We start from the raw sequence: 22,483 nt of genomic DNA, 5'->3' as shown, positions 1-22,483 counted from the left end.
GCTGCGAGCAATGGAAGAAACGGGCGTCTTTTCATTTCATGTGCCTGGTTGATGGGGCGATGTTAACGATTTATCGCGATTCTTCAATGACCCTTTGATTCAGAAAGCAAACTCGTTGAAATCGGGTGTGGCCTGTACGCCATCAACGCAGCCCTTTTACCTGCCTCAAGTAGGCACCTTGCCGACGCAGCTGATTCGGCAGGTCGTTAAGTGCCGCCGCTGCTGAATTGCGATCGTCATAATCCCCGTAGATTACGCCAACCCGGGTGAGGCCGTGGTATGGCGTCGCGTAGACGCCGAGCTTGACGCCACCGAGCAGCGATTCGACGCGCGTGATATAGCTGTCGAGATCGTTCATGTTCGGGTCGTTGACCGTGTGCAACTGGATGAACCAGTGCTCGTCGTCACTGTCCCGGATCCACTGCTGTGACTCGCGGTAACGCATTCCGGCAAGCGGCCCGAGGCCTGACGGCGTGCCGGGTGTGGTGCTGACGGGGCGCTCCTGCTGCCCGGTCGCCCCTGCAATCCTGGCGCTTGATGCCGCGGGGGCTTCCGGTTCGACCGGGGAGGGGGCATTTGCGAATTTCGACGGCCGTGGCTCGTTCGTGGGCACGAGGAGGCTCTGCGGCGCCGGTTGATGCGTTTCGGGCTTCCTGGACCGTGCGTCCTGCGTTGCGCCCTTGGGTGTCGTCGCGACGGAAGGTGCGCCCGCATCATGAGGGGCTGGCGGACGCAGCAGCCAGCCCGCGGCGAGCACTGCGGCCGCCAGCAGGGCCAGAATGCTTGCGATCCTGCGCACAGGTGTCGGCAACGGGGGATACTCGGCGTCGCGGATGGCCAGGTCGACATGGCGGGGGCTGATCTGGTGCAGATTCTGGCTGTAGGCGGCGAGCATCGCCTTGTCGGCCAGAACATTGATGCGCCGTGACAATCCGCCCGAGGCAGCACTGATGCGGCCAATCGCGGCGGGGCTGAAAATGGTCGGGCCGCGATATCCCGCGGCACGCAGCCGAAAGTCGACATACTGGGCGACTTCGGCCGGTCCGAGCGGATCGAGCCGGAAGTTCTGGGTAATCCGGTCCTTGAGTTGGCGCATGTCCCGCTTTGCCAGGATTTCGTTCAGTTCCGGCTGGCCGAACAGCACGATCTGCAGCAGCTTCTGCTGGGAGGATTCGAGATTCGAGAGCAGGCGGATCTGTTCCAGCGAGGCGGGCGGCATTGCGTGAGCCTCGTCGATCAGCGCGACGACGCGCTTTCCGCCTGCAAATCGCTCGATCAACGCGGACTGTATTGCCGAAAGCAGTGCCCCGGAATGATCGCTCGCGACGGGTACCGCGAGTTCATCCGCGATCTGTCGCAACAGTGCGTCCGGGCCGAGCGTCGGATTGCTCAGGTAGAGGGTTTCCACACTGTCCGGCAGGCGCTCGACGAGGACTCTGCTGAGCATGGTCTTGCCGCTACCGACTTCGCCGCAGACCTTGACGATCCCTTCATCGTGGATGATTGCGTAGACCAGCGCGTCAAGGGTTGCACCACGGCGCGCGCCCGCGAAGAAGAATTGGGTGTGTGGTGTGATCCGGAAAGGGCGCTGATCGAGACCGTAGTGTTCGAGATACATCCGCGTGTTTCAGTTTTCCGACGTTTGGTGGCCGCGCGGCATGCCCAGTGCATCCATTCTGCTGTACAGGGTCGAGCGGTTTATTCCGAGGCGCCGCGCGGCTTGGCTCATGTTGCCATGGCTCAGCCGCAGCGCAGCGTCGATATAGCTTGCCTCCCATCGGCAGAGCATGGTGTTCAGCTCGAAATCCTGTCCCGACTGGAGGTCACGCAGCGCGACTTCGAGCGGATCCTCACGGTGGGCCACAGGTAGTTCGATCGTATCCATCGGCAACGTTCGCTGTTCGGTGGACTCGAGTTCTGCGTCAAGTTCGGCAATGCCGACATCGCGACCAGGGTACTTGGTCTGAAGGCGGATCACGATGTTCCGGAGTTCGCGGACGTTGCCGGGAAACGCATAACCGGCCCAGCGGCGCCTGGCTTCGGATGAGAGACTGAAGGCGGGGCGTCCGGAGCGGCGCGCGAAGAGGGCGCGGTAATGCTCGAGCATCAACACGCTATCGTCGCCGAGATCGCGCAAGGCCGGGACCCGCAGAGAGAACACGCTGAGGCGGTGATAAAGGTCGGATCTGAACCGCCCTTCGCGTATCTCCGTCCGCAGATCACGGTTCGTCGCGGCGATGATTCGTGCGCGGCTGATACGGTTGTGGGTTTCTCCGACGCGCTGATATTCGCCGTTTTCGAGCACTCTCAAGAGTTTCGGCTGCAACTCGAGTGGCAGTTCGCCGATCTCGTCGAGAAACAGCGTGCCATCCTGGGCCTCTTCGAAATAGCCGGCATGGCTGCCGCTTGCCCCGGTGAACGCTCCCCGCATGTGCCCGAACAGGAGCGACTCGATGAGTGCGGGCGAGATCGCTGCGCAATTGAGGGTCAGATAAGGCTTCTTGCTGCGTGCGCTCTGGAGATGCACGCTCCGCGCCACGAGTTCCTTGCCGGTACCCGATTCGCCTTCGATCAGCACCGGAAAGGGTGAGTCCGCGTACTGTCGGATCTGCGCCCTCAGCGCTTGGATCGGGCCGCTCTGTCCGAGGAGCATCTGCGCCCCGTTTGCGGTACTTGTGGCATCTGCCGGCGGCAGCGTCAATGCGGCGAGGAGTGTCTCGCGCAGTTGCGCCGGCTCAGCGGGCTTTGCGATGAACTCGAGTGCTCCGAGGGTACGCGCGTGCCTGGCGTTCGACGTTTCGTCCTGGCCCGACAGAACGAAGATCCGCATTTCGGGCGAGTGCGCCAGCAGATCGGCGATCAGCGCAAAACCCTCGTCAGGGCGGTGAGGATAGGGGGGCAGGCCGAGGTCGACAAGCGCGAGCGGCGGCGGCGCCGCGGATTGTCGCAGCGCGGCAATCGCGGCGCCGCGAGAATCGGCGCTCACGATGAGGAAGTCCCGCCCGAGAAAATACGACAGCGCTTCGGTTATCAGCGGGTCATCGTCGACGATCAGCAGGGCTGGACGTTCTGCATCCGACATTGGCACTCTACGGAATTATCATGCCGCGAGTGTACGCAATACGCGCTGGAACGTGTCGCAAATCTGACACTTTTCGATGCAATTTGCGCCGGGGCCGTAGCCGCAGTGCAGCAATTGCATGATTTCTCTCTGTTACACTATGCCGTTTATAAAGAGCAATAACAGTCGTGCCGCCCTCAACTTCCGATTCTCTGGTCAGCTTGCGCAATGTGCGTTTCGCCTACGGCGAGCGCGAGATCCTGCGCGGCATCGATCTGGAGATTCCGCGGGGCAAGGTGGTTGCGATCATGGGTGGCAGTGGGTGCGGCAAGACGACCTTGCTGAGACTGATCGGCGGGCAGATCCAGGCCTCCTCGGGCGAAGTCCGGGTGGCGGACAAGGTTCTCAAGAACCTTCCAAAGTCCGATCTGTACGCACTGCGTCGGCGGATGGGCATGTTGTTTCAGTTCGGCGCATTGTTTACCGACATGTCGGTGTTCGACAACGTCGCGTTCCCAATGCGCGAGCATACCAATCTCGATGAGACGCTGATTCGGGATCTGGTGCTCATGAAGCTTGATGCGGTCGGCCTGCGCGGCGCATACAAGCTGATGCCCGCCGAGCTTTCCGGCGGGATGGCGCGTCGCGTCGCGCTGGCGCGTTCCGTGGCCCTGGACCCCATGCTGATCATGTACGACGAGCCGTTTGCAGGTCTCGATCCGATCTCCCTGGGCATCATCGGGCAGCTCATCCGCCGTCTCAATGATGCGCTCGGCGCAAGTTCGATCATGGTGACTCACGATGTGAGCGAATCGCTCGAGATCGTTGATCACGTCTGCTTTGTCTCGGAAGGACGCATCGTTGCGCAAGGTACCCCGGCGCAGATCCGTGAGTCCAGGGATCCGTTCGTGCATCAGTTCGTGCACGCAGAGGCGGATGGGCCGGTGCCGTTTCACTATCCGGCGGCGCCGATCGCAGAGGACCTGCTGGGCGCGGAGGAGCGACGATGAGGATGATCGCGAACGTGCTGCGCAGTCTTGGTCACCGTGCCGTGGACGGCGTTTGGCGGCTTGGCTTCATTGCGCGCTTCCTGGCGATGGTGTTGCTCTATTCGGGACAATCCTTTCGGCGCGTACACCTCACCATTCGCGAGATCTACTTCAGTGGCGTACTCTCGCTCCTGATCATCCTTGTTTCGGGGTTGTTCGTTGGCCTCGTCCTGGGGCTGCAAGGCTACGAAACGCTTCAGCGATACGGCTCGAGCGAGGCGCTTGGAGTACTGGTTGCGTTGTCGCTGACCCGGGAGCTCGGTCCGGTGGTTGCCGCCCTGCTATTCGCCAGCAGGGCGGGGTCCGCGGTGACGGCCGAGATCGGCCTGATGAAGACGACCGAGCAGCTCACTGCAATGGACATGATGGCGGTGAACCCGATCGCCCGAGTCGTTGCGCCGCGGTTCTGGGGCGGCGTCATCTCGATGCCGCTGCTCGCGGCGCTGTTTTCGGCGATGGGCGTCTTTGGGGGATGGCTGATCGGCGTCCCATTCATTGGTGTGGACGACGGTGCGTTCTGGTCGCAGATGCAGGCCGCGGTCGATTTTCGCTACGACATTCTGAACGGGGTCATCAAGAGCGTGGTCTTTGGCGTCGCGGTGTCGCTCATCGCGGTTTTCGAAGGCTTTGACTGCGTTCCGACTGCCGAGGGGGTCTCGCGGGCCATTACCCGCACCGTCGTCAGTTCGGCGCTGGCGATACTGGCGCTTGATTTCGTTCTTACATCCTTCATGTTCCGGGGTTAGAGATGAATCGGACCACGCTCGACCTATGGGTCGGTTTCTTTGTCGCGATCGGGATTGCAGCGCTTCTTTTTCTGGCGCTGAAGGTGGGGAATCTCTCGGCAGGCAGCTTTGCCAATAACTATGCTGTGGAGGCAAGTTTCGACAACATTGGTGGCCTCAAGCCGCGAGCACCGGTCAAGAGTGCCGGCGTCGTGGTCGGGCGCGTCGCGTCGATCGATTTCGATCCCCAGAGCTACCGCGCGAAGGTCGAACTGGCAATCGACAGCCGCTACGCTTTCCCGAGCGACACCATCGCTACCATCCTGACATCCGGGTTGCTCGGCGAACAATATGTGGGCCTGGAAGCGGGCGGCGATGAAAAGATGCTCAAGGCGGGTGACACGATTCGCATTACCCAGTCCGCCGTCGTACTGGAGAAGCTGATCAGCCAGTTTCTTTTTGACAAGGCGGCAGAAGCGCCGGCCGCCAAGTGATCTTTCGGGGCAGTCCATGAACAAGCATCCCAACCTCATGTTTCCGCGCGTAGCGTGCGTGTTGGCGCTGTCGCTGCTGGCCGGCGGCTGTGCAAGCACGAGCCAGAATCCGGACGATCCATTCGAGCCCTACAACCGAGCCATGTTCGGTTTCAACGAGGCGGTAGACAAGGCTGCGATCAAGCCGCTCGCACGAGGCTATGATGAGGTGGCCCCGCTGCCAGTGAAGTCCGGGGTCGGCAACTTCTTCGGAAACGTCGGGGACATCTGGATCGGCTTCAACAATCTGCTGCAGGGCAAGGCTGGCGACGCATTCAATGATGCCGGCCGGGTGCTGATCAACTCCACCGTGGGTATCCTCGGGGTGTTCGACGTGGCATCGGAGCTGGGGCTCGAGAAGCACGACGAGGATTTCGGTCAGACGCTCGGAGTGTGGGGTGTTGGCGAAGGCGCCTATTTCGTGGTGCCTTTCTTCGGGCCGCGGACACTTCGCGACACTGCGGTGCTTCCGATCGATCTGGCGGGCGACAACGTATGGGCGATCGATAGCGTTGCGACGCGCAATGCGCTCACCGGCCTTAGGTTGATACATACGCGTGCAGCTCTCCTCGGGGTTGACAAGACGCTCGAGGAGGGCACGCTCGACAAGTACGCCTATGCCCGGGACTTTTACCTGCAGCAGCGGCGTTACAAGGTCTACGATGGTCACCCTCCGCGCGAGGATTTCGACGATCTGAGCGCCGCGGCCATCGGTGCAGGTGCGGATGCCGCAGCCCGTGCGGCGCGTACGCTTGAACTTGCCTTTATCAACGATGAAACGGCGTCGACCGGTTCGCGTCCCTGACAGTAAAAGGAAATTCGCTCATGAAGCGCTTCTTCTCCTGCATCCTCGTTGCAGCATCTTTGTTCAGCCTGCCTGCGGTGGCCGCCGATTCGGCGCCGGACGAACTGGTCAAGACCGTGACCAACGATGTGTTGACCATTGTTCGTCAAGACAAGGAAATTCAGGCCGGTAATACACGCAAGGCGGTTGATCTGGTGGAAGAAAAGGTCTTGCCCCATTTCAATTTCCGGCGAATGACGATTCTGGCCGTTGGCCGCGATTGGCGCTCGGCCACTCCGGAGCAGCAGCGGCTGCTGATCGACTCCTTCAAGACCTTGCTGGTGCGAACCTACTCGAACGCCCTGACCCAGTACAAGAATCAGCAGATCGATTTCAAGCCGCTGCGTGCCGCGCCGGGCGATTCCGATGTGATCGTCCGCACCGAGGTTCGCCAGCCTGGCGCTACGCCCGTACAGATCGACTACAGCCTGGAAAAGAATACCGATGGGTGGAAGGTCTACGATGTCGTGGTGGCGGGCGTCAGCCTCGTCACCAATTACCGGGGTACCTTCTCCCAAGAGATCCGTAGCGGAGGCATCGACGGGTTGATCAAGGCGCTTGAAGAGAAGAACCGGCAACTCGAGCAGGCTGGTGCCAAGGCATGATCCGTTTTGATCGCGGCGCGTTGTCGGTCGTCGGGCCGATGACGATGGAGACGGTGGCCGGGCTCAAGGCCGAGGCAACCGGGTTCTTTACGCGGGATTTGCGAAAGATCGAGCTTGCTCAGGTCACCGAAGCGGATTCAGCGGGCGTCGCCCTTTTGATCGACTGGTTGCGGCGTGCCCGTGGCATGGGCCTGCCCATTGCCTTGTCTGCCCTTCCTCCGGCAATGTCCAGCCTCGCATCGCTTTACGGTCTTTCCGGGATTTTCTCCGGGCGGCCTGCGACAGACTCGGAAACAATCGAATCATGACTGTGCCCGCGATCAGGGTCACCGGTGTCACCAAGCAGTATGGCGCGCTGAAGGCGCTTGCCGGGGTTGACCTGGAGATAGGGCAGGGCGAGTTTTTTGGCCTGCTCGGACCTAACGGCGCGGGCAAGACAACCCTTATTTCGGCGCTCGCGGGGTTGGTGCGGCCCGATAGTGGCACCCTAGAAGTCATGGGGCACGACGTCGTTGGCGACTACCGCAATGCGCGACGTGCGCTCGGAGTGGTCCCGCAGGAGCTGGTCTTCGACCCGTTCTTCACGGTCCGCGAAGCATTGCGGCTGCAGTCCGGTTATTTCGGCATCCGCGATAACGATGACTGGATTGACGAGATTCTCGAGAGCCTGGATCTGACCGCCAAGGCTGGTGCGAATATGCGCATGCTGTCGGGCGGCATGAAACGTCGGGTACTGGTTGCGCAGGCCTTGGTGCATCGGCCGCCGGTCATCGTGCTTGACGAGCCGACCGCTGGAGTGGACGTGGAACTCAGACAGGGTCTGTGGCAGTTCGTGCGCAAGCTCAACCGTGATGGCCATACCATCGTCCTCACGACGCACTATCTCGAAGAAGCCGAAACCTTATGCGGACGCATTGCGATGCTAAAGGCCGGGCGGATCGTTGCTCTCGACAGCACGGCCAATTTGCTCGCGCGCTTCACGACGCACTCACTTCGGGTCCGCCTGGCGGCGCCCTTGCGAGACCCGGCGCTGTCGGTGACACCCGACGAGGAAGGCTGGCTCGAATTCGGGTTCGAGCGCTTCGAGGAGGTCGAGGGGGTGCTTGCAAGGTTGCGTGCCGCCGGAGCGGAGATTGCCGAAATGCATCTCGGCGAGCCGGACCTCGAAAAGGTCTTTATCGGCGTCATGCACGCTGCTTGAGGTGATCGTGAGCGGTTTCAAGACCTTGTTGTACAAGGAAGTATGGCGTTTCTGGAAAGTCAGCTTCCAGACGGTCGGTGCACCGGTGCTGACTTCACTGCTCTATCTGCTGATCTTCTCTCACGTGCTCGACCGACACGTCACGGTTTACGGTGAAATCGGCTATACAAGCTTCCTGATTCCCGGATTGGTGATGATGTCGGTTCTTCAGAACGCCTTCGCCAACAGTTCGTCGTCACTTATCCAGAGCAAGATCACGGGCAACATCGTTTTCGTGTTGTTGCCGCCGATCAGTTACCGTGAGTTCTATGCTGCCTATGTGCTCGCCTCGGTGTTCCGCGGCGTCTTTGTCGGCGCCGGGGTTGCGATTGCCGGATTGTTCTTTGCCGAACTGCCCTTGAAGGCGCCCTTGTGGATACTTGCCTTCGCAATCCTGGGGGGCGGGCTATTGGGAAGTCTCGGGGTGGTTGCCGGCATATGGGCAGAAAAGTTCGACCAGCTTGCGGGATTCCAGAATTTCCTGATCATGCCGCTGACGATGCTCTCCGGTGTCTTCTATTCCATCCATTCACTGCCCGAGTTCTGGCAAGGCGTCTCTCATTTCAATCCCTTTTTCTACATGATAGATGGCTTCCGCTACGGCTTTTTCGGACAATCGGACGTTTCGCCATGGCGGAGTCTGACGGTCGTGGTGGCGTGTTTTGCCGCTGTTGCGGCGCTTACCCTGAACATGTTGTCGCGCGGCTACAAGCTGCGCGGCTGAGGTAAAGACGATGTTTGAAGCAAGCGAAATCAAGCGGCTGATCGAAACCGGCCTGGACTGCGAGCATGTCGAGATTGTTGGTGACGACGGCGTCCATTTCAGCGGAATCGTGGTCAGTGGCGCTTTTGCGGGAAAGCTTCGGGTGCGCCAGCATCAGGCGGTATACGCGACGTTGGGAAACCTGATGGGCAATGAGATCCACGCGCTGCAGCTGCAGACGTATACGCCCGAGCAATGGGCGCAAATGCAAAAGGAGCTGGGCGCCTGACCCAGCCTAGAGAAAATGGACAAACTCCTTATCGAAGGCGGTGTGCGCCTTACTGGCGAAGCGGCAATCTCCGGTGCCAAGAATGCTGCTCTGCCAATCCTTTGCGCGGCCCTTCTGACCCGCGAGGCGGTGACTTTCACCAACGTCCCCGATCTGCAGGACATTGCCACGCTGCTGAAGCTGCTCGCGCAGATGGGCGTCAAGATTAACCGTGAGGGCGATACCGTAACCTTGGACGCCTCCGGTCTGGACAATCCCGTTGCGCCCTATGAGATGGTCAAGACCATGCGGGCCTCGATCCTCGTTCTCGGTCCGCTGGTGGCGCGCTGCGGCGAGGCCAGAGTGTCGCTGCCAGGTGGGTGCGCGATAGGTGCGCGTCCAGTCGATCAGCATATCAAGGGCCTGCAGGCGATGGGGGCCGAGGTCGGCGTCGAGCATGGTTATGTGCATGCGGTGGTTGCCGGGCGGCTCAAGGGCGCGCGCCTGTTCACCGACATGGTAACCGTCACCGGGACCGAGAATCTCATGATGGCGGCCTGTCTGGCCGAGGGTGAAACGGTCATAGAGAATGCGGCGCGCGAACCTGAGGTCGTCGATCTTGCCAGCTGCCTCTCGGCGATGGGGGCCAGGATTTCCGGTGCGGGGACCGACGTCGTCCGTATTCAAGGCGTGGCGCAGCTCCACGGGGCCACTCACCGCATCATGCCGGACCGCATCGAAACGGGGACTTACCTTTGCGCCGCGGCGGTGTGCGGCGGAGACATCCGCCTGACCCGGACGTCGAGCTCATACCTTGACATCGTGGTCGACAAGCTCATGGATGCGGGTTGTGAGATCATCGCGGAGCGCGACTCGATCCGTTTGAAGGCGCCCGAACGGCTGGCGGCGGTGAGCTTGAGGACCGCGCCTTACCCCGCATTCCCGACCGACATGCAGGCCCAGTTCATGGCGATCAACTGTGTAGCCCAAGGTACTGCGGTCATTCGCGAGACGATCTTTGAAAACCGCTTCATGCACGCGGTCGAATTGCAGCGTCTTGGCGCAGACATCAAGATCGATGGCAACACTGCGGTGGTTACCGGTGTGGCCAGACTCGAGGGTGCCACCGTAATGGCAACGGATCTGCGAGCGTCGGCGGGGCTGATCATCGCCGGCCTTGTCGCCGATGGCGAGACCCTGGTCGACAGGATCTACCATCTCGATCGGGGTTACGAAAAGCTTGATGCGAAACTGTTGGCTCTCGGAGCCCGGGTACGGCGACTTGCTTGAGCAGCGCGGCACCCGGACCGAGTCGGCTCAGAGGTCGAAGCGGCCGTTGGCTTCCGGTTGCCAAGTGACTTCAAGCACGGTGATCCGGATGGTGTTGCCACTCCCGGCGTTCCAGTCGATTTGTTGTTGTTCCGACAAACCGAGCAGGGCGCTGCCGGCCGGAGAGAGGATAGAGATCCGACCGTTCGCGTGATCAGCCTGCCGCGGATAGCTCAGGGTCAGTTCGTACTCCCGCCCGGTGTGCTCTTCACGAAACCGGGCACGGCTGTTCATGGTGATCAGGTTGGCCGGGACGTCTGCGGGATCGCACACGGTGGCCCGCCCGAGTTCTTCGCGCAGCGCATCCAGATCGCTGCGTTTGAGTTGCTCTGGGGCGTAAAGCAGTGCTTCGAGCCGCTCCATGTCATGGGCGGCGACGATTATATCGGGGATCATTGCGGTTCTCGCTATTGGCGGAGCGGCCTGACGGGCTCCGGACGTAATGAAAGCCGAGCCACTCAAGGGTGGATCGGCTGTGTAGCGAGGCTACCAGAAGGATGCTCGGGGTACAATGTTGCTCACTTTTTCCGAGGCGTTTTTCGTGTCCAGCATCACCATTGCACTTTCCAAGGGTCGAATCTTCGAGGAAACGTTACCGCTGCTTGCCGCGGCGGGGATCGAGCCCACGGACGATCCCGAGACATCCCGCAAGCTCATCATCGGCACCAATCGTCCTGATGTCAGACTGGTGATCGTGCGGGCCACCGATACACCGACTTATGTTCAATACGGGGCGGCCGATCTTGGCATCGCCGGCAAGGACGTGCTCATTGAACATGGTGGGGTCGGACTCTATCAGCCGCTCGACCTCAAGATTGCCCGCTGCCGGATGTGTGTCGCGACGCCCGCCGGGTTCGACTATGAGGAAGCTGTGCGGCCGGGTGGACGCATCCGCGTGGCAACCAAGTACATTGAAACGGCACGTCGGCATTTTGCGGAGAAAGGCGTCCACGTAGACCTGATCAAGCTTTACGGTTCGATGGAGCTCGCACCGCTGGTCGGGCTTGCCGATGCCATCGTTGATCTCGTCTCCTCCGGCGGTACGCTGAAAGCGAACAATCTCGTGGCGGTAGAGGAGATCATGCCGATCAGCTCGCGATTGATCGTGAACCAAGCGTCCCTGAAGACCAAACGCGAGAAAATTCAGCCGGTTCTCGAGGCTTTTGAAGGAGTCGTCAAATGAGTGCGATTCGTCGGCTCGATACGCTAGACGCACGATTCGTCGAGATGCTTGATGCCCTGCTGGCTTTCGAGAGTGAAACCGATGCGAAGATCGAGACGTCTGTCGGCGACATACTGGCGAGGGTAAGGAACGAAGGCGATGCGGCGGTGATTGAATATACCCGTCGTTTTGACCAGCTTGACGTCGATTCGATGGAGTGCCTGGCCTTGCCGCGGACCGAGCTCGAAGCGGCGCTTGAAGGTTTGCCGGACGAGCAGCGCGAGGCATTGCGGGCCGCGGCGGATCGGGTACGGGCATATCATGAACGCCAGCCGCTCGAGTCGTGGCGATATACCGAGCCGGACGGCACGATGCTGGGTCAGAAAGTCACGCCATTGGATCGGGTCGGTCTTTACGTCCCCGGTGGCCGTGCTTCCTATCCGAGTTCGGTCCTGATGAACGCCATTCCAGCGAAGGTTGCCGGAGTTCGCGAACTCATCATGGTGGTGCCTACGCCGCGTGGCGAGAAGAACCCACTGGTGCTCGCGGCAGCCGCGATTACCGGTGTGGACCGTGTGTTCACGATCGGTGGCGCCCAAGCCGTGGCGGCACTGGCTTATGGCACACAAACCGTCCCGCAGGTTGACAAGATCGTCGGCCCTGGAAATGCCTATGTGGCGGCGGCTAAGCGTCGCGTTTTCGGGACCGTCGGCATCGACATGGTGGCTGGCCCTTCGGAGGTCCTGATCATCTCGGATGGCTCCGGCAATCCCGATTGGGTGGCGATGGACCTGTTTGCCCAGGCCGAGCATGATGATCTTGCGCAATCGATCCTGCTGTGCACCGATGCCGCTTTTCTCGATGCGGTTGCTGCCTCGATCGACAGGTTGCTGCTCCAGATGCCTCGGCGGCAGACGATCGAGACGTCGCTCGGCAATCGCGGTGCGCTGATCAAGGTGCGGAACATCGAGGAGGCATGCGAGATTGCGAACCGGATTGCCCCCGAGCACCTTGAATTATCGGTGAGTAACGCTGAATCCTTGGTCGATCGGATTCGCCATGCAGGCGCGATCTTCATCGGACACTGGTCAGTTGAGGCTCTGGGCGACTATTGCGCCGGCCCCAACCATGTGTTGCCGACCATGCGCAGCGCGCGATTTTCTTCGCCACTTGGCGTTTATGACTTCCAGAAGCGTACGAGCCTTATCCAAGTCTCGGAGGCGGGTGCCCGTCGGCTTGGACGCATTGCTTCGGTACTTGCTCATGGCGAAGGCCTGCAGGCGCATGCCCGCTCGGCTGAGTACCGGGTCGAGAGCGAATAGCGCCCGTTGGGGCTTGGCACGAGAAACGGCCGGGGTTTCCGGCCGTTTTCTTGTTGCATGAGGTGGTCCAGCGTTCTTATTCAGGCCAGCTGTGCCAGCGCTCCACGCATTTTCTGCATTGCCTTGGCCTCGATCTGCCGGATTCGCTCAGCGGAAACACCGTATTCGGCGGCGAGGTCATGCAGTGTGGCGGCATCGCCTTCGTTCAGCCAGCGGCGCTGGATGATCGTCCTGCTGCGGTCATCCAGGCTGATCAGCGCGTTGCGCAGACCATCTTCCTGCAGATGGGCCATCTCCGTTTGCTCCAGCACCTCGGAGGGCTCAGCATGCGGGTCGCGCAGGTATGCGATGGGCGCGAAACGATCTTCGTCATCTCCTGACGAGGTTTCCATCGGTACGTCCTGGCCCGTCAGCCGGGTTTCCATTTCAATCACTTCCTGCGGCTTGACGCCAAGCTGAGCCGCAACGGCATCGATTTCGTCGGGCCGGAGCGTGTTGCTGCTCTTCTTCATGCCGCGCAGATTGAAGAACAGCTTCCGCTGCGCTTTCGTGGTGGCGACCTTGACCAAGCGCCAGTTTTTGAGGATGTATTCGTGGATTTCGGCCTTGATCCAGTGAATTGCGAACGAGACCAGACGCACGCCACGGTCAGGGTCAAAACGTTTCACCGCCTTCATGAGGCCGATGTTTCCTTCCTGGATAAGGTCTGCATGCGGCAGTCCATAGCCAAGGTAACCGCGTGCGATCGCCACGACCAGACGCAGATGCGACATCACCAGCTTGCGGGCGGCATCAAGGTCCTCGTCGTCGCGCAGGCGGCGCGCGAGATCCCCTTCTTCCTGCTCGGTCAGCATCGGGAGCCGATTGACCGACTGGATGTACTGATCGATGCTGCCGACGGTTGCCGGTGTAGGGAAGGATAGGGTGTTCGTCATGTGCTGTATTCCTCCTGTGCGCAATGTTAGCACTCGGCGTATGAGAGTGCTAACTATCGAAAGGGTTCAATTTGATTCGTTCGCCATGTAGCAAGATGTGAAACTATCCAATATGCCATCAGGGGACGGAGTCCTTTGTGGCGTAATTGCCTAAAGATCTCGCCCTCTCCGTCGTTACACCTGGCCAAGGCGTATAGGCTGAACAAACGTAAGTCGTGCCCTGCCGAATCAGGATTGAATCCGCAATGACCGAAACCCTTGTCGTGCCCGAAGCAGCAGCCGGTGCCGAAGCACGGATCAGCGCACGCCAGGTGCCTGATCCCGATGCGTTGCTGGAATGCTTGATTGCAGTGGCCAGGGCACACGGGCGAACGCTCACGCGTGAAGCCGCACTGGCTGGCTTGCCGATCGACACCGTCGAGGGTTTGACGCCATCCTTGTTTGCAAGAGCGGCCAAGCGGGCTGGTCTCGCCTGTCGGGTGGTAAGGCAGCCGCTCGAGGCGGTGAACGAATTATTGTTGCCGGCGGTCCTGCTGCTGAAGGGCGACAAGGCGTGTCTGTTGCTGGGCTGGAAGGAAGATGGGGCTGCCAGGATCGTGTTGCCCGAGCTCGGCGAAGGCGAGGTTGAATTGTCCCGGGAGGAATTGAACGGGCGTTACCTTGGCCACACGCTCTATGCCCGGCCCGAATTCAAATTCGACGCGCGGACGCCAGAGGTCGGGCAGATCCGCGGCCGCCACTGGTTCTGGGGCACGCTTGCGGAGAATGCAGCCCTCTATCGCGATGTCTTGCTCGCGGCACTGATGATCAACCTGTTCGCGATTGCCCTACCGTTGTTCACGATGAATGTCTATGACAGAGTCGTTCCGAACAATGCCACCGACACATTGTGGATGCTCGCGCTTGGAGTAATCATCGTGCTCGTGGCGGACGTCGTGCTGCGCACAATGCGAGGTTATTTTCTCGATCTTGCGGGAAGCAGGGTCGACGTGCGGCTGTCGGCATACATCATGGAGCGGGTCCTGGGTCTGCGGCTCGAAAGCAGACCGCTTTCTGCGGGGTCTTTCGCCGCCAACCTGCGTTCCTTCGAAACCGTTCGGGATTTCATCACGTCGGCCACGGTAACTGCGTTTGTCGACGTTCCCTTTGCCCTCATCTTCCTGGTGGTGATTGCGTGGATCGGATGGCCGATGGTGCTGCCGGTGATCGTCGGGGCACTTGTCGTGGCTGCTTATGCGTTAGCGGTACGCCACAAGATGCATGAGCTGTCCGAAAGTACTTATCGTGCGGGCGCGTTGCGTAATGCAACGCTTGTCGAAAGCCTGGTTGGGCTTGAGTCGATCAAAGCCCTCGGCGCGGAAGGAACGATGCAGCGCAAGTGGGAGAGCAGCGCTGCCTTTCTGTCGCGGGTTGGGGCCCAGTTGCGTCTGCTTTCGGCGACGACCGTGAATACGGCCGTGTGGGTTCAGCAGACGGTCAGCGTGCTGGTGATCGTGGTGGGTGTCTACCTGATCGGGCAGGGCGAGCTCTCCTTGGGCGGGCTGATCGCCTGTTCGATGCTTTCGTCCCGCGCTCTTGGACCGATCGGGCAGGTTACCGGTCTGCTTGTCCAGTATCACAACGCGTCAACGGCGCTCCAGTCGCTCGACGGTATTCTCAAGCAGCCGGTCGAGCGTCCGGATGATTCGAACTTCGTCACACGTCAGCACTTCACCGGTGCGCTCGAATTCAAGGATGTAAGTTTCACTTATCCGAATCAGGAAATGAGCGCACTGCGTAATGTGTCGCTGCGCATTGCCGCTGGGGAGCATGTGGCGATCCTGGGGCGTGTCGGCTCCGGGAAGAGCACGCTCCAGAAGCTGATTCTCGGGCTTTACCAGCCTTCCGAGGGGGCGGTGCTGGTAGACGGGATCGATCTACGCCAGCTCGATCCTGCAGAGCTTCGCCGGCACGTGGGCTACGTGCCGCAGGACCCGATCATGTTCTACGGGACCTTGCGTGAGAACCTTGCCATATCGGCTCGCCACGCCGACGACACGCAGATCCTGCGAGCCGCCCAGGTGGGTGGGATTGCGGACTTCGTGAATGCGCACCCGAAGGGCTTTGACATGCTGGTGGGTGAGCGCGGCGAGTCACTGTCCGGCGGTCAGCGTCAGGGGGTGGCCATTGCCCGCGCTGCCATCGCCGACCCGCCGATCCTTTTGCTCGACGAGCCGACCGGCTCGATGGATCACTCGAGTGAAGAGGAAATCAAGCGGCAGCTTTCCCGCTTTGCGGTCGGCAAGACCATGATTGTCGTCACACATAGAACCTCTCTGCTCGAGCTTGTCGATCGCATCATCGTCGTTGATGGTGGGAAAGTCGTTGCCGATGGACCCAAGCATCAGGTGGTCGAGGCGCTTCGTCAGGGCCGGATCGGGAGAGCCGTGTGAACGAATTCCTGAAAGCGCTCTTCTCGCGCGCGGGTCGCGGAGCCGATGCCTGGGGGCGGGCAAGCCGGCCAGCGATAGACGGTTTCTTTGGCCGCTGGATTCCTGCACGGGATGATCGATCGCGTGACTGGGCGACCGACGCCGATTGGGCCCGTCTGGAGCAGGCCCCGATTCGGGCGCGGGCCATGTTGCGCCTCGGCGTGCTCGTGCTCCTGTTGCTCATTGTCTGGGCAGGTTTTGCAAAGATCGACGAGGTGACCAAGGGAGAGGGCAAGGTCATTCCGTCGAGTCAGCTTCAGGTCGTGCAGTCTGTGGATGGTGGCGTGGTAGAGGAGATCCGGGTTCGGGAAGGGCAGATCGTTAATGCCGGTGACGTTCTATTGCGCGTCGACCCTACCCGTTTTGTTTCATCCCTGAGGGAAAACCAGGCCGAATATCTGGCGCTGCTGGTACGTGCGGAGCGACTCAAGGCGGTTTCGGAGGGGCGGCCGTTTGAACCACCGCCCGAGGCGCTCCAGAAAGTGCCTGAAATCGTCGCGCAGGAGCGCAGGCTGTATCAATCGAGCCTCGAGGGGCTCGAGGCCCAGCTGGGTATCGCGCGACAGCAGCTGACCCAGCGCAATCAGGAATACAAGGAAGTGCAGGTCGGCCGTGACCAGGCCGCGCGGTCCTACGAACTCGCGGCCCGTGAACTTGCGGTGACAAAGCCCTTGGCGAGCTCGGGGGCAGTTTCCGAGGTAGAGCTCCTGCGTCTCGAGCGGGACGTGAACCGCTTCCGCGGTGAGCGCGATCAGGCCTCCGCACAATTGGTGCGGCTTCAGTCCGCGATCTCCGAGGCGAGCAGAAAAATTGAAGAAGTCGAGCTCAACTTCCGTAACCAGATAAGAGGCGAGTTGTCGGAGGCGTCGGGCAAGCTCGGCAGTCTTTCCGAAGGCAGCACCGCGCTCGCAGACAGGGTCAAGCACGCCGAGGTGCGTTCACCGGTGCGGGGCACGATCAAGCGCTTGCTGGTCAACACCGTGGGTGGTGTGGTTCAACCTGGAAAGGAGGTTGTCGAGGTGGTACCGCTGGACGATGCGCTATTGCTTGAAGCGAAGATTCGTCCGAAGGACATCGCCTTTCTGCGCCCCGGTCAGCCGGCACTCGTGAAGTTTACCGCCTATGACTTTGCGATCTACGGTGGGCTTGCCGCCACGGTCGAGCAGATCGGTGCCGATACAGTGACGGACGACGAAGGCAATGCGTTCTACCTGATCAGGGTTCGCACGAAGGAAAAGGGAATCGGAGAGTCGATGCCGATCATTCCGGGGCTGGTTGCGGAGGTCGATATTCTCACCGGCAAGAAGTCGATCCTGTCCTACCTGCTGAAACCGGTGCTCCGCGCCAAGGCCAATGCGCTGACGGAACGATGAAACGACATTACGCGATCTGCTCAAGTGACGAATTGCTCGTGCGCTGGAAAAAGGCCTTTCCGGGCGGGGTTCGTTGTTCTCGGGATCTGCCCCATGGAGCGGCAGAGCGTGAGGGGGTGGTGCTCTGGTTGCACCAAGAGCAGATGCATCCGGCAGCGCTTGCCACCGAAGTTTCGCGCCTGCGAGCCCTTGCACCTAATCTGCCGCTGGTGGTGATGAGCCTCGACCCGAGGCAGATTGATGCGCTGCATGCGTTCGATGCAGGTGCTGTCGGCTACTGCCATGCGTTGGCGGTGCCGGAGTTGATGGAACAAGTCGCAGTGGTTGTTGACAACGGCGGCTTGTGGCTCGGCCCCGAATTGATGCGGCGGATGATCGGATCCGTCGCGGCGGCTTTCGATCGGAGGGCGGGTTCGACACCTGGCTCCGTGCTTGACGCGCTTTCGCCGCGGGAGCGGGCCGTTGTGCTCGAAGTGGCCAAGGGGGCGGCAAACAAGGAGATCGCCCGTACGCTCGCGATCACCGCAAGGACGGTCAAGGCACATCTTGGCTCGGCATTCGCAAAACTTGGTGTGCGGGATCGCTTGCAGCTGGTCCTGATGCTGAAATCCGAGCCGGGCGTCCTCGAATCGGCTGCCTGACGATCCCGGATGCCGCTGCGTCCGGCGAGCATTGTCCATCGGTCCAATGTTTTTTGTTGCTGTCGGCCCGTAGAGTCGGCAGCAAGACCAAATTTCATTTTCAGTCGCCAGGCTGAACGCTGATCCGGAGAACTCGAAATGGCTGACGTCCTTCCCATCGCCACTGTTGTCGCCGTTGTAGGCAAGGCTTTTGCGCGTGATACCGACGGCAACTTGCGTTCCCTGAAACCCGGTGACGTGCTCCGCGAGGGTGATACGGTGATCACGGCCGCTGGTGATCGTGTCGAGCTTGCGCTGGAGAACGGCGAGCCATTGTTCGTTCAACCCAATCAGACGGTTCAGATGACCGCGGAGCTGTCGGATCTCACGAAACCCGACGCAAGTGAAAGTGCAGTGGCGAGCGCCGACGTGGATAGGGTCATCCAGACGTTGGAGCAGGGGGGGGATCTCAATGCGGAGCTCGATGCACCCGCAGCCGGTCTCGCCGGAGGCACCGGCGGGGATGGAAACAGTTTTGTCAGACTGCTGCGCATCGTGGAATCGACCGAACCGTTGGCTTTTGAGTTCGGCACGGCGCGAGGTGATATCGAGCTCCCATTCAACGGTTTGGTTGGCGACAACCAAGATCTCCCGACGGCGGTTCCAGATACTGCACAGACCGAGCGCGACCACGCTGTGGTCATCAACGTTCTCGAAAACGACCGTTCAACTGCCGGCGGATTACATATCGTGGCGGCTACCGCGGGCACTGGGCAGGTCGTAATCAATCCGGATGGAACCCTGACCTATACACCAGCCCCTGGGTTTACCGGTGGCGACACCATTAGCTACACGATTGTGGACGCTCGTGGCCAAAGCTCGACGACTACGGTTACCGTCAGTGTCACGTTTCCGAACGACGTCCCCGTAGCCACGGACGATACCCTGGTAGCGGTCGAAGACACCCCGCTGACCGGCACTCTCGCGGCCAACGACACCCCAAGTGGTGACGGTGGCAACGTCTGGGCGCTGGCCTCGGGCCCGGCCAACGGCAACGTGACGGTCAATGCCGACGGCACGTTCAGCTACACGCCCGATGCCAACTACAACGGCCCGGACAGCTTCACCTACACGATCACCGACGCGGACGGCGATGTGAGCACCGCCACCGCGATGATCAACGTCGCACCGGTGAACGATGTGCCCGTAGCCACGGACGACACGCTGGCAGCGGTCGAAGACACGCCGCTGACCGGTAGCCTCGCGGCGAACGACACCCCGAGTGGTGACGGCGGCAACGTCTGGGCGCTGGCCTCGGGTCCTGCCAATGGCAGCGTCACGGTCAATGCCGACGGCACGTTCAGCTACACGCCGAACGCCAACTACAACGGCCCGGACAGCTTCACGTACACGATCACCGATGCGGATGGCGATGTGAGCACCGCCACCGCGACGATCAACGTCGCGCCGACGAGCGACGCCCCGATCGCCCAGGACGACGTGGCGACGACGGCCGAAGACACGCCGGTGATCATCGACGTGCTGGGCAACGACAGCGATCCGGACGGCGACACGCTGACGATCACCGAAGTGGGGGGCCAGCCGATCAGCGTGGGCAACCCGGTGACGATTCCGGAAGGCTCGGTTGCGCTGAACCCGGACGGTACGCTGACCTTCACGCCGAGCCCGAATTTCAATGGCCCGGTCTCGTTCGACTACACGGTCACCGACGGCACGACGCCGGTGACGGCGACGGTGGATGTGACCGTGACCGCGGTGAACGATGTGCCGGTTGCGGCCGATGACGTGCTCGCCGCAGTCGAAGACACCCCGCTGACCGGTAGCCTCGCGACCAATGACACCCCGAGTGGTGACGGCGGCAACGTCTGGGCGCTGGCCTCGGGCCCGGCCAACGGCAGCGTCACGGTCAATGCCGACGGCACGTTCAGCTACACGCCGGACGCCAACTACAACGGCCCGGACAGCTTCACGTACACGATCACCGATGCGGATGGCGATGTGAGCACCGCTACCGCGACGATCAATGTCGCGCCGACGAGCGACGCCCCGATCGCCCAGGACGACGTGGCGACGACGGCCGAAGACACGCCGGTGATCATCGATGTGCTGGGCAACGACAGCGATCCGGACGGCGACACGCTGACGATCACCGAAATCGGGGGGCAGCCGATCAGCGTGGGCAACCCGGTGACGATTCCGGAAGGCTCGGTTGCGCTGAACCCGGACGGTACGCTGACCTTTACGCCGAACCCGAATTTCAATGGCCCGGTCTCGTTCGACTACACGGTCACCGACGGCACGACGCCGGTGACGGCGACGGTGGATGTGACCGTGACCGCGGTGAACGATGTGCCCGTAGCCACGGACGATACCCTGGCAGCCGTCGAAGACACCCCGCTGACCGGTACCCTCGCGGCGAACGACACGCCGAGTGGAGACGGCGGCAACGTCTGGGCGCTGGCCTCGGGCCCGGCCAACGGCAGCGTTACGGTGAATCCGGACGGCACGTTCAGCTACACGCCCGATGCCAACTACAACGGCCCGGACAGCTTCACGTACACGATCACCGATGCGGATGGCGATGTGAGCACCGCCACCGCGACGATCAACGTCGCGCCGGTGAACGATGTGCCCGTAGCCACGGACGACACCCTGGCAGCGGTCGAAGACACGCCGCTGACCGGCACCCTCGCGGCCAATGACACCCCAAGTGGTGACGGTGGCAACGTCTGGGCACTGGCTTCGGGCCCGGCCAACGGCAGCGTCACGGTGAATCCGGACGGCACGTTCAGCTATACGCCGAACGCGAACTACAACGGCCCGGACAGCTTCACCTACACGATCACCGACGCAGACGGCGATGTGAGCACCGCCACCGCGACGATCAACGTCGCGCCGACGAGCGACGCCCCGATCGCCCAGGACGACGTGGCGACGACGGCCGAAGACACGCCGGTGATCATCGACGTGCTGGGCAACGACAGCGATCCGGACGGCGACACGCTGACGATCACCGAAGTCGGAGGTCAGCCGATCAGCGTGGGCAACCCGGTGACGATTCCGGAAGGCTCTGTTGCGCTGAACCCGGACGGCACGCTGACCTTTACGCCGAACCCGAATTTCAATGGCCCGGTCTCGTTCGACTACACGGTCACCGACGGCACGACGCCGGTGACGGCGACGGTGGATGTGACCGTGACCGCGGTGAACGATGTGCCCGTAGCCACGGACGATACCCTGGCAGCCGTCGAAGACACCCCGCTGACCGGTACCCTCGCCGCGAACGACACCCCGAGTGGTGACGGCGGCAACGTCTGGGCACTGGCGAGCGGCCCGGCCAATGGCAGCGTCACGGTCAATGCCGACGGCACGTTCAGCTACACGCCGGACGCCAACTACAACGGTCCGGACAGCTTCACCTACACGATCACCGATGCGGATGGCGATGTGAGCACCGCCACCGCGACGATCAACGTCGCGCCGACGAGCGACGCCCCGATCGCCCAGGACGACGTGGCGACGACGGCCGAAGACACGCCGGTGATCATCGACGTGCTGGGCAACGACAGCGATCCGGACGGCGATACGCTGACGATCACCGAAGTCGGAGGTCAGCCGATCAGCGTGGGCAACCCGGTGACGATTCCGGAAGGCTCTGTTGCGCTGAACCCGGACGGTACGCTGACCTTCACGCCGAGCCCGAACTTCAATGGCCCGGTCTCGTTCGACTACACGGTCACCGACGGCACGACGCCGGTGACAGCGACGGTGGATGTGACCGTGACTGCGGTGAACGACGTCCCTGTCGCGGTCGACGACGCGCTCCCCGCCGTCGAAGACACCCCGCTGACCGGTACCCTCGCGACCAATGACACCCCGAGTGGTGACGGCGGCAACGTCTGGGCGCTGGCCAGCGGCCCGGCGAACGGCACTGTCACGGTGAATCCGGACGGCACGTTCAGCTACACGCCGAACACCAACTACAACGGTCCGGACAGCTTCACGTACACGATCACCGATGCGGATGGCGATGTGAGCACGGCTACCGCAACGATCAACGTCGCGCCGGTAAACGACGTCCCTGTCGCGGCCGATGATACCCTGGCAGCCGTCGAAGACACCCCGCTGACCGGTACCCTCGCCGCGAACGACACCCCGAGTGGTGACGGCGGCAACGTCTGGGCACTGGCGAGCGGCCCGGCCAATGGCAGCGTCACGGTCA

20 protein-coding genes are annotated in these 22,483 nt (G+C 61.6%); 16 read left to right on the top strand and 4 right to left on the bottom strand.

The annotated features are described in order from the left end of the window. Window positions 1–142: 142 nt before the first annotated feature. Both GQB03_RS16170 and GQB03_RS16165 read right to left on the bottom strand, forming a co-directional pair. A complete protein-coding gene (locus GQB03_RS16170) occupies window positions 143–1,618 on the bottom strand; it encodes an ExeA family protein (protein ID WP_159691632.1) in 1,476 nt (491 codons plus the stop codon). 9 nt (window positions 1,619–1,627) lie between these two features. After that, window positions 1,628–3,082 carry a sigma-54-dependent transcriptional regulator gene (locus tag GQB03_RS16165; RefSeq protein WP_159691630.1) on the bottom strand — a complete coding sequence of 485 codons (1,455 nt, stop codon included), beginning with the start codon at window positions 3,080–3,082 and terminating at the stop codon, window positions 1,628–1,630. A gap of 158 nt (window positions 3,083–3,240) precedes the next feature. Here GQB03_RS16165 and GQB03_RS16160 point away from each other — a divergent pair, with 158 nt between their 5' ends. From GQB03_RS16160 to murA, 10 genes are read left to right on the top strand one after another with little or no spacing between them, the layout of a single operon-like run. Beyond that, entirely contained in the window at window positions 3,241–4,071 is an 831-nt protein-coding gene (locus GQB03_RS16160) for an ABC transporter ATP-binding protein (protein WP_200832262.1), read from the top strand. Next, entirely contained in the window at window positions 4,068–4,856 is a 789-nt protein-coding gene (gene mlaE, locus GQB03_RS16155; RefSeq protein ID WP_159691626.1) for a lipid asymmetry maintenance ABC transporter permease subunit MlaE, read from the top strand. The genes GQB03_RS16160 and mlaE overlap by 4 nt, the downstream gene beginning before the upstream one ends. 2 nt (window positions 4,857–4,858) lie before the next feature. Continuing rightward, window positions 4,859–5,329 carry an outer membrane lipid asymmetry maintenance protein MlaD gene (mlaD, locus tag GQB03_RS16150; protein WP_159691624.1) on the top strand — a complete coding sequence of 157 codons (471 nt, stop codon included), beginning with the start codon at window positions 4,859–4,861 and terminating at the stop codon, window positions 5,327–5,329. 16 nt (window positions 5,330–5,345) lie between these two features. After that, on the top strand, window positions 5,346–6,173 hold the full coding sequence (locus tag GQB03_RS16145; protein ID WP_159691622.1) for an MlaA family lipoprotein: 828 nt from the start codon (window positions 5,346–5,348) through the stop codon (window positions 6,171–6,173). 20 nt (window positions 6,174–6,193) lie between these two features. After that, window positions 6,194–6,817, top strand: a complete 624-nt coding sequence (locus GQB03_RS16140) for an MlaC/ttg2D family ABC transporter substrate-binding protein (protein WP_159691620.1) — start codon at window positions 6,194–6,196, stop codon at window positions 6,815–6,817. Continuing rightward, entirely contained in the window at window positions 6,814–7,125 is a 312-nt protein-coding gene (locus GQB03_RS16135) for an STAS domain-containing protein (RefSeq protein WP_159691618.1), read from the top strand. Before GQB03_RS16140 ends, GQB03_RS16135 begins: the two co-directional genes overlap by 4 nt. Further along, window positions 7,122–8,018, top strand: coding sequence for an ABC transporter ATP-binding protein (locus tag GQB03_RS16130; RefSeq protein WP_159691616.1), 897 nt, complete (start codon window positions 7,122–7,124; stop codon window positions 8,016–8,018). The genes GQB03_RS16135 and GQB03_RS16130 overlap by 4 nt, the downstream gene beginning before the upstream one ends. A gap of 7 nt (window positions 8,019–8,025) precedes the next feature. Further along, window positions 8,026–8,781, top strand: a complete 756-nt coding sequence (locus tag GQB03_RS16125; RefSeq protein WP_235027098.1) for an ABC transporter permease — start codon at window positions 8,026–8,028, stop codon at window positions 8,779–8,781. Window positions 8,782–8,791: 10 nt separating this feature from the next. Beyond that, entirely contained in the window at window positions 8,792–9,049 is a 258-nt protein-coding gene (locus tag GQB03_RS16120; protein WP_159691614.1) for a BolA family protein, read from the top strand. A gap of 15 nt (window positions 9,050–9,064) precedes the next feature. Next, window positions 9,065–10,318: a UDP-N-acetylglucosamine 1-carboxyvinyltransferase gene (murA, locus tag GQB03_RS16115; RefSeq protein ID WP_159691612.1), complete on the top strand. Its 1,254-nt coding sequence runs from the start codon at window positions 9,065–9,067 to the stop codon at window positions 10,316–10,318. 27 nt (window positions 10,319–10,345) lie between these two features. Here murA and rnk read toward each other — a convergent pair whose 3' ends face one another. Then, window positions 10,346–10,753, bottom strand: a complete 408-nt coding sequence (rnk, locus tag GQB03_RS16110) for a nucleoside diphosphate kinase regulator (RefSeq protein ID WP_159691610.1) — start codon at window positions 10,751–10,753, stop codon at window positions 10,346–10,348. Window positions 10,754–10,898: 145 nt separating this feature from the next. Between rnk and hisG the strand changes: the two genes are divergently transcribed. Both hisG and hisD read left to right on the top strand, forming a co-directional pair. Further along, window positions 10,899–11,540 carry an ATP phosphoribosyltransferase gene (hisG, locus tag GQB03_RS16105; RefSeq protein ID WP_159691797.1) on the top strand — a complete coding sequence of 214 codons (642 nt, stop codon included), beginning with the start codon at window positions 10,899–10,901 and terminating at the stop codon, window positions 11,538–11,540. After that, window positions 11,537–12,841 (top strand): histidinol dehydrogenase, encoded by a 1,305-nt coding sequence (gene hisD / locus GQB03_RS16100; protein WP_159691608.1) that lies wholly within the window; start codon window positions 11,537–11,539, stop codon window positions 12,839–12,841. Before hisG ends, hisD begins: the two co-directional genes overlap by 4 nt. An 80-nt stretch (window positions 12,842–12,921) precedes the next feature. Here hisD and rpoH read toward each other — a convergent pair whose 3' ends face one another. Then, window positions 12,922–13,776, bottom strand: a complete 855-nt coding sequence (gene rpoH / locus GQB03_RS16095; RefSeq protein WP_159691606.1) for an RNA polymerase sigma factor RpoH — start codon at window positions 13,774–13,776, stop codon at window positions 12,922–12,924. A gap of 245 nt (window positions 13,777–14,021) precedes the next feature. On the opposite strand from rpoH, the gene GQB03_RS16090 reads away from it, so the two are divergent. The 4 genes from GQB03_RS16090 to GQB03_RS16075 all read left to right on the top strand — a co-directional run. Beyond that, window positions 14,022–16,208: a type I secretion system permease/ATPase gene (locus GQB03_RS16090; protein WP_159691604.1), complete on the top strand. Its 2,187-nt coding sequence runs from the start codon at window positions 14,022–14,024 to the stop codon at window positions 16,206–16,208. Further along, window positions 16,205–17,620 (top strand): HlyD family type I secretion periplasmic adaptor subunit, encoded by a 1,416-nt coding sequence (locus GQB03_RS16085; RefSeq protein WP_235027097.1) that lies wholly within the window; start codon window positions 16,205–16,207, stop codon window positions 17,618–17,620. The genes GQB03_RS16090 and GQB03_RS16085 overlap by 4 nt, the downstream gene beginning before the upstream one ends. After that, a complete protein-coding gene (locus GQB03_RS16080; protein ID WP_159691602.1) occupies window positions 17,617–18,261 on the top strand; it encodes a LuxR family transcriptional regulator in 645 nt (214 codons plus the stop codon). The genes GQB03_RS16085 and GQB03_RS16080 overlap by 4 nt, the downstream gene beginning before the upstream one ends. 138 nt (window positions 18,262–18,399) lie before the next feature. Next, the coding region (locus GQB03_RS16075) for a retention module-containing protein (RefSeq protein WP_159691600.1) at window positions 18,400–22,483 on the top strand (4,084 nt) is incomplete at its 3' end.

Source organism: Cognatazoarcus halotolerans (assembly GCF_009800965.1).
GTDB lineage: Bacteria > Pseudomonadota > Gammaproteobacteria > Burkholderiales > Rhodocyclaceae > Cognatazoarcus > Cognatazoarcus halotolerans.
This window is presented reverse-complemented; position numbering and strand designations above follow the sequence as displayed.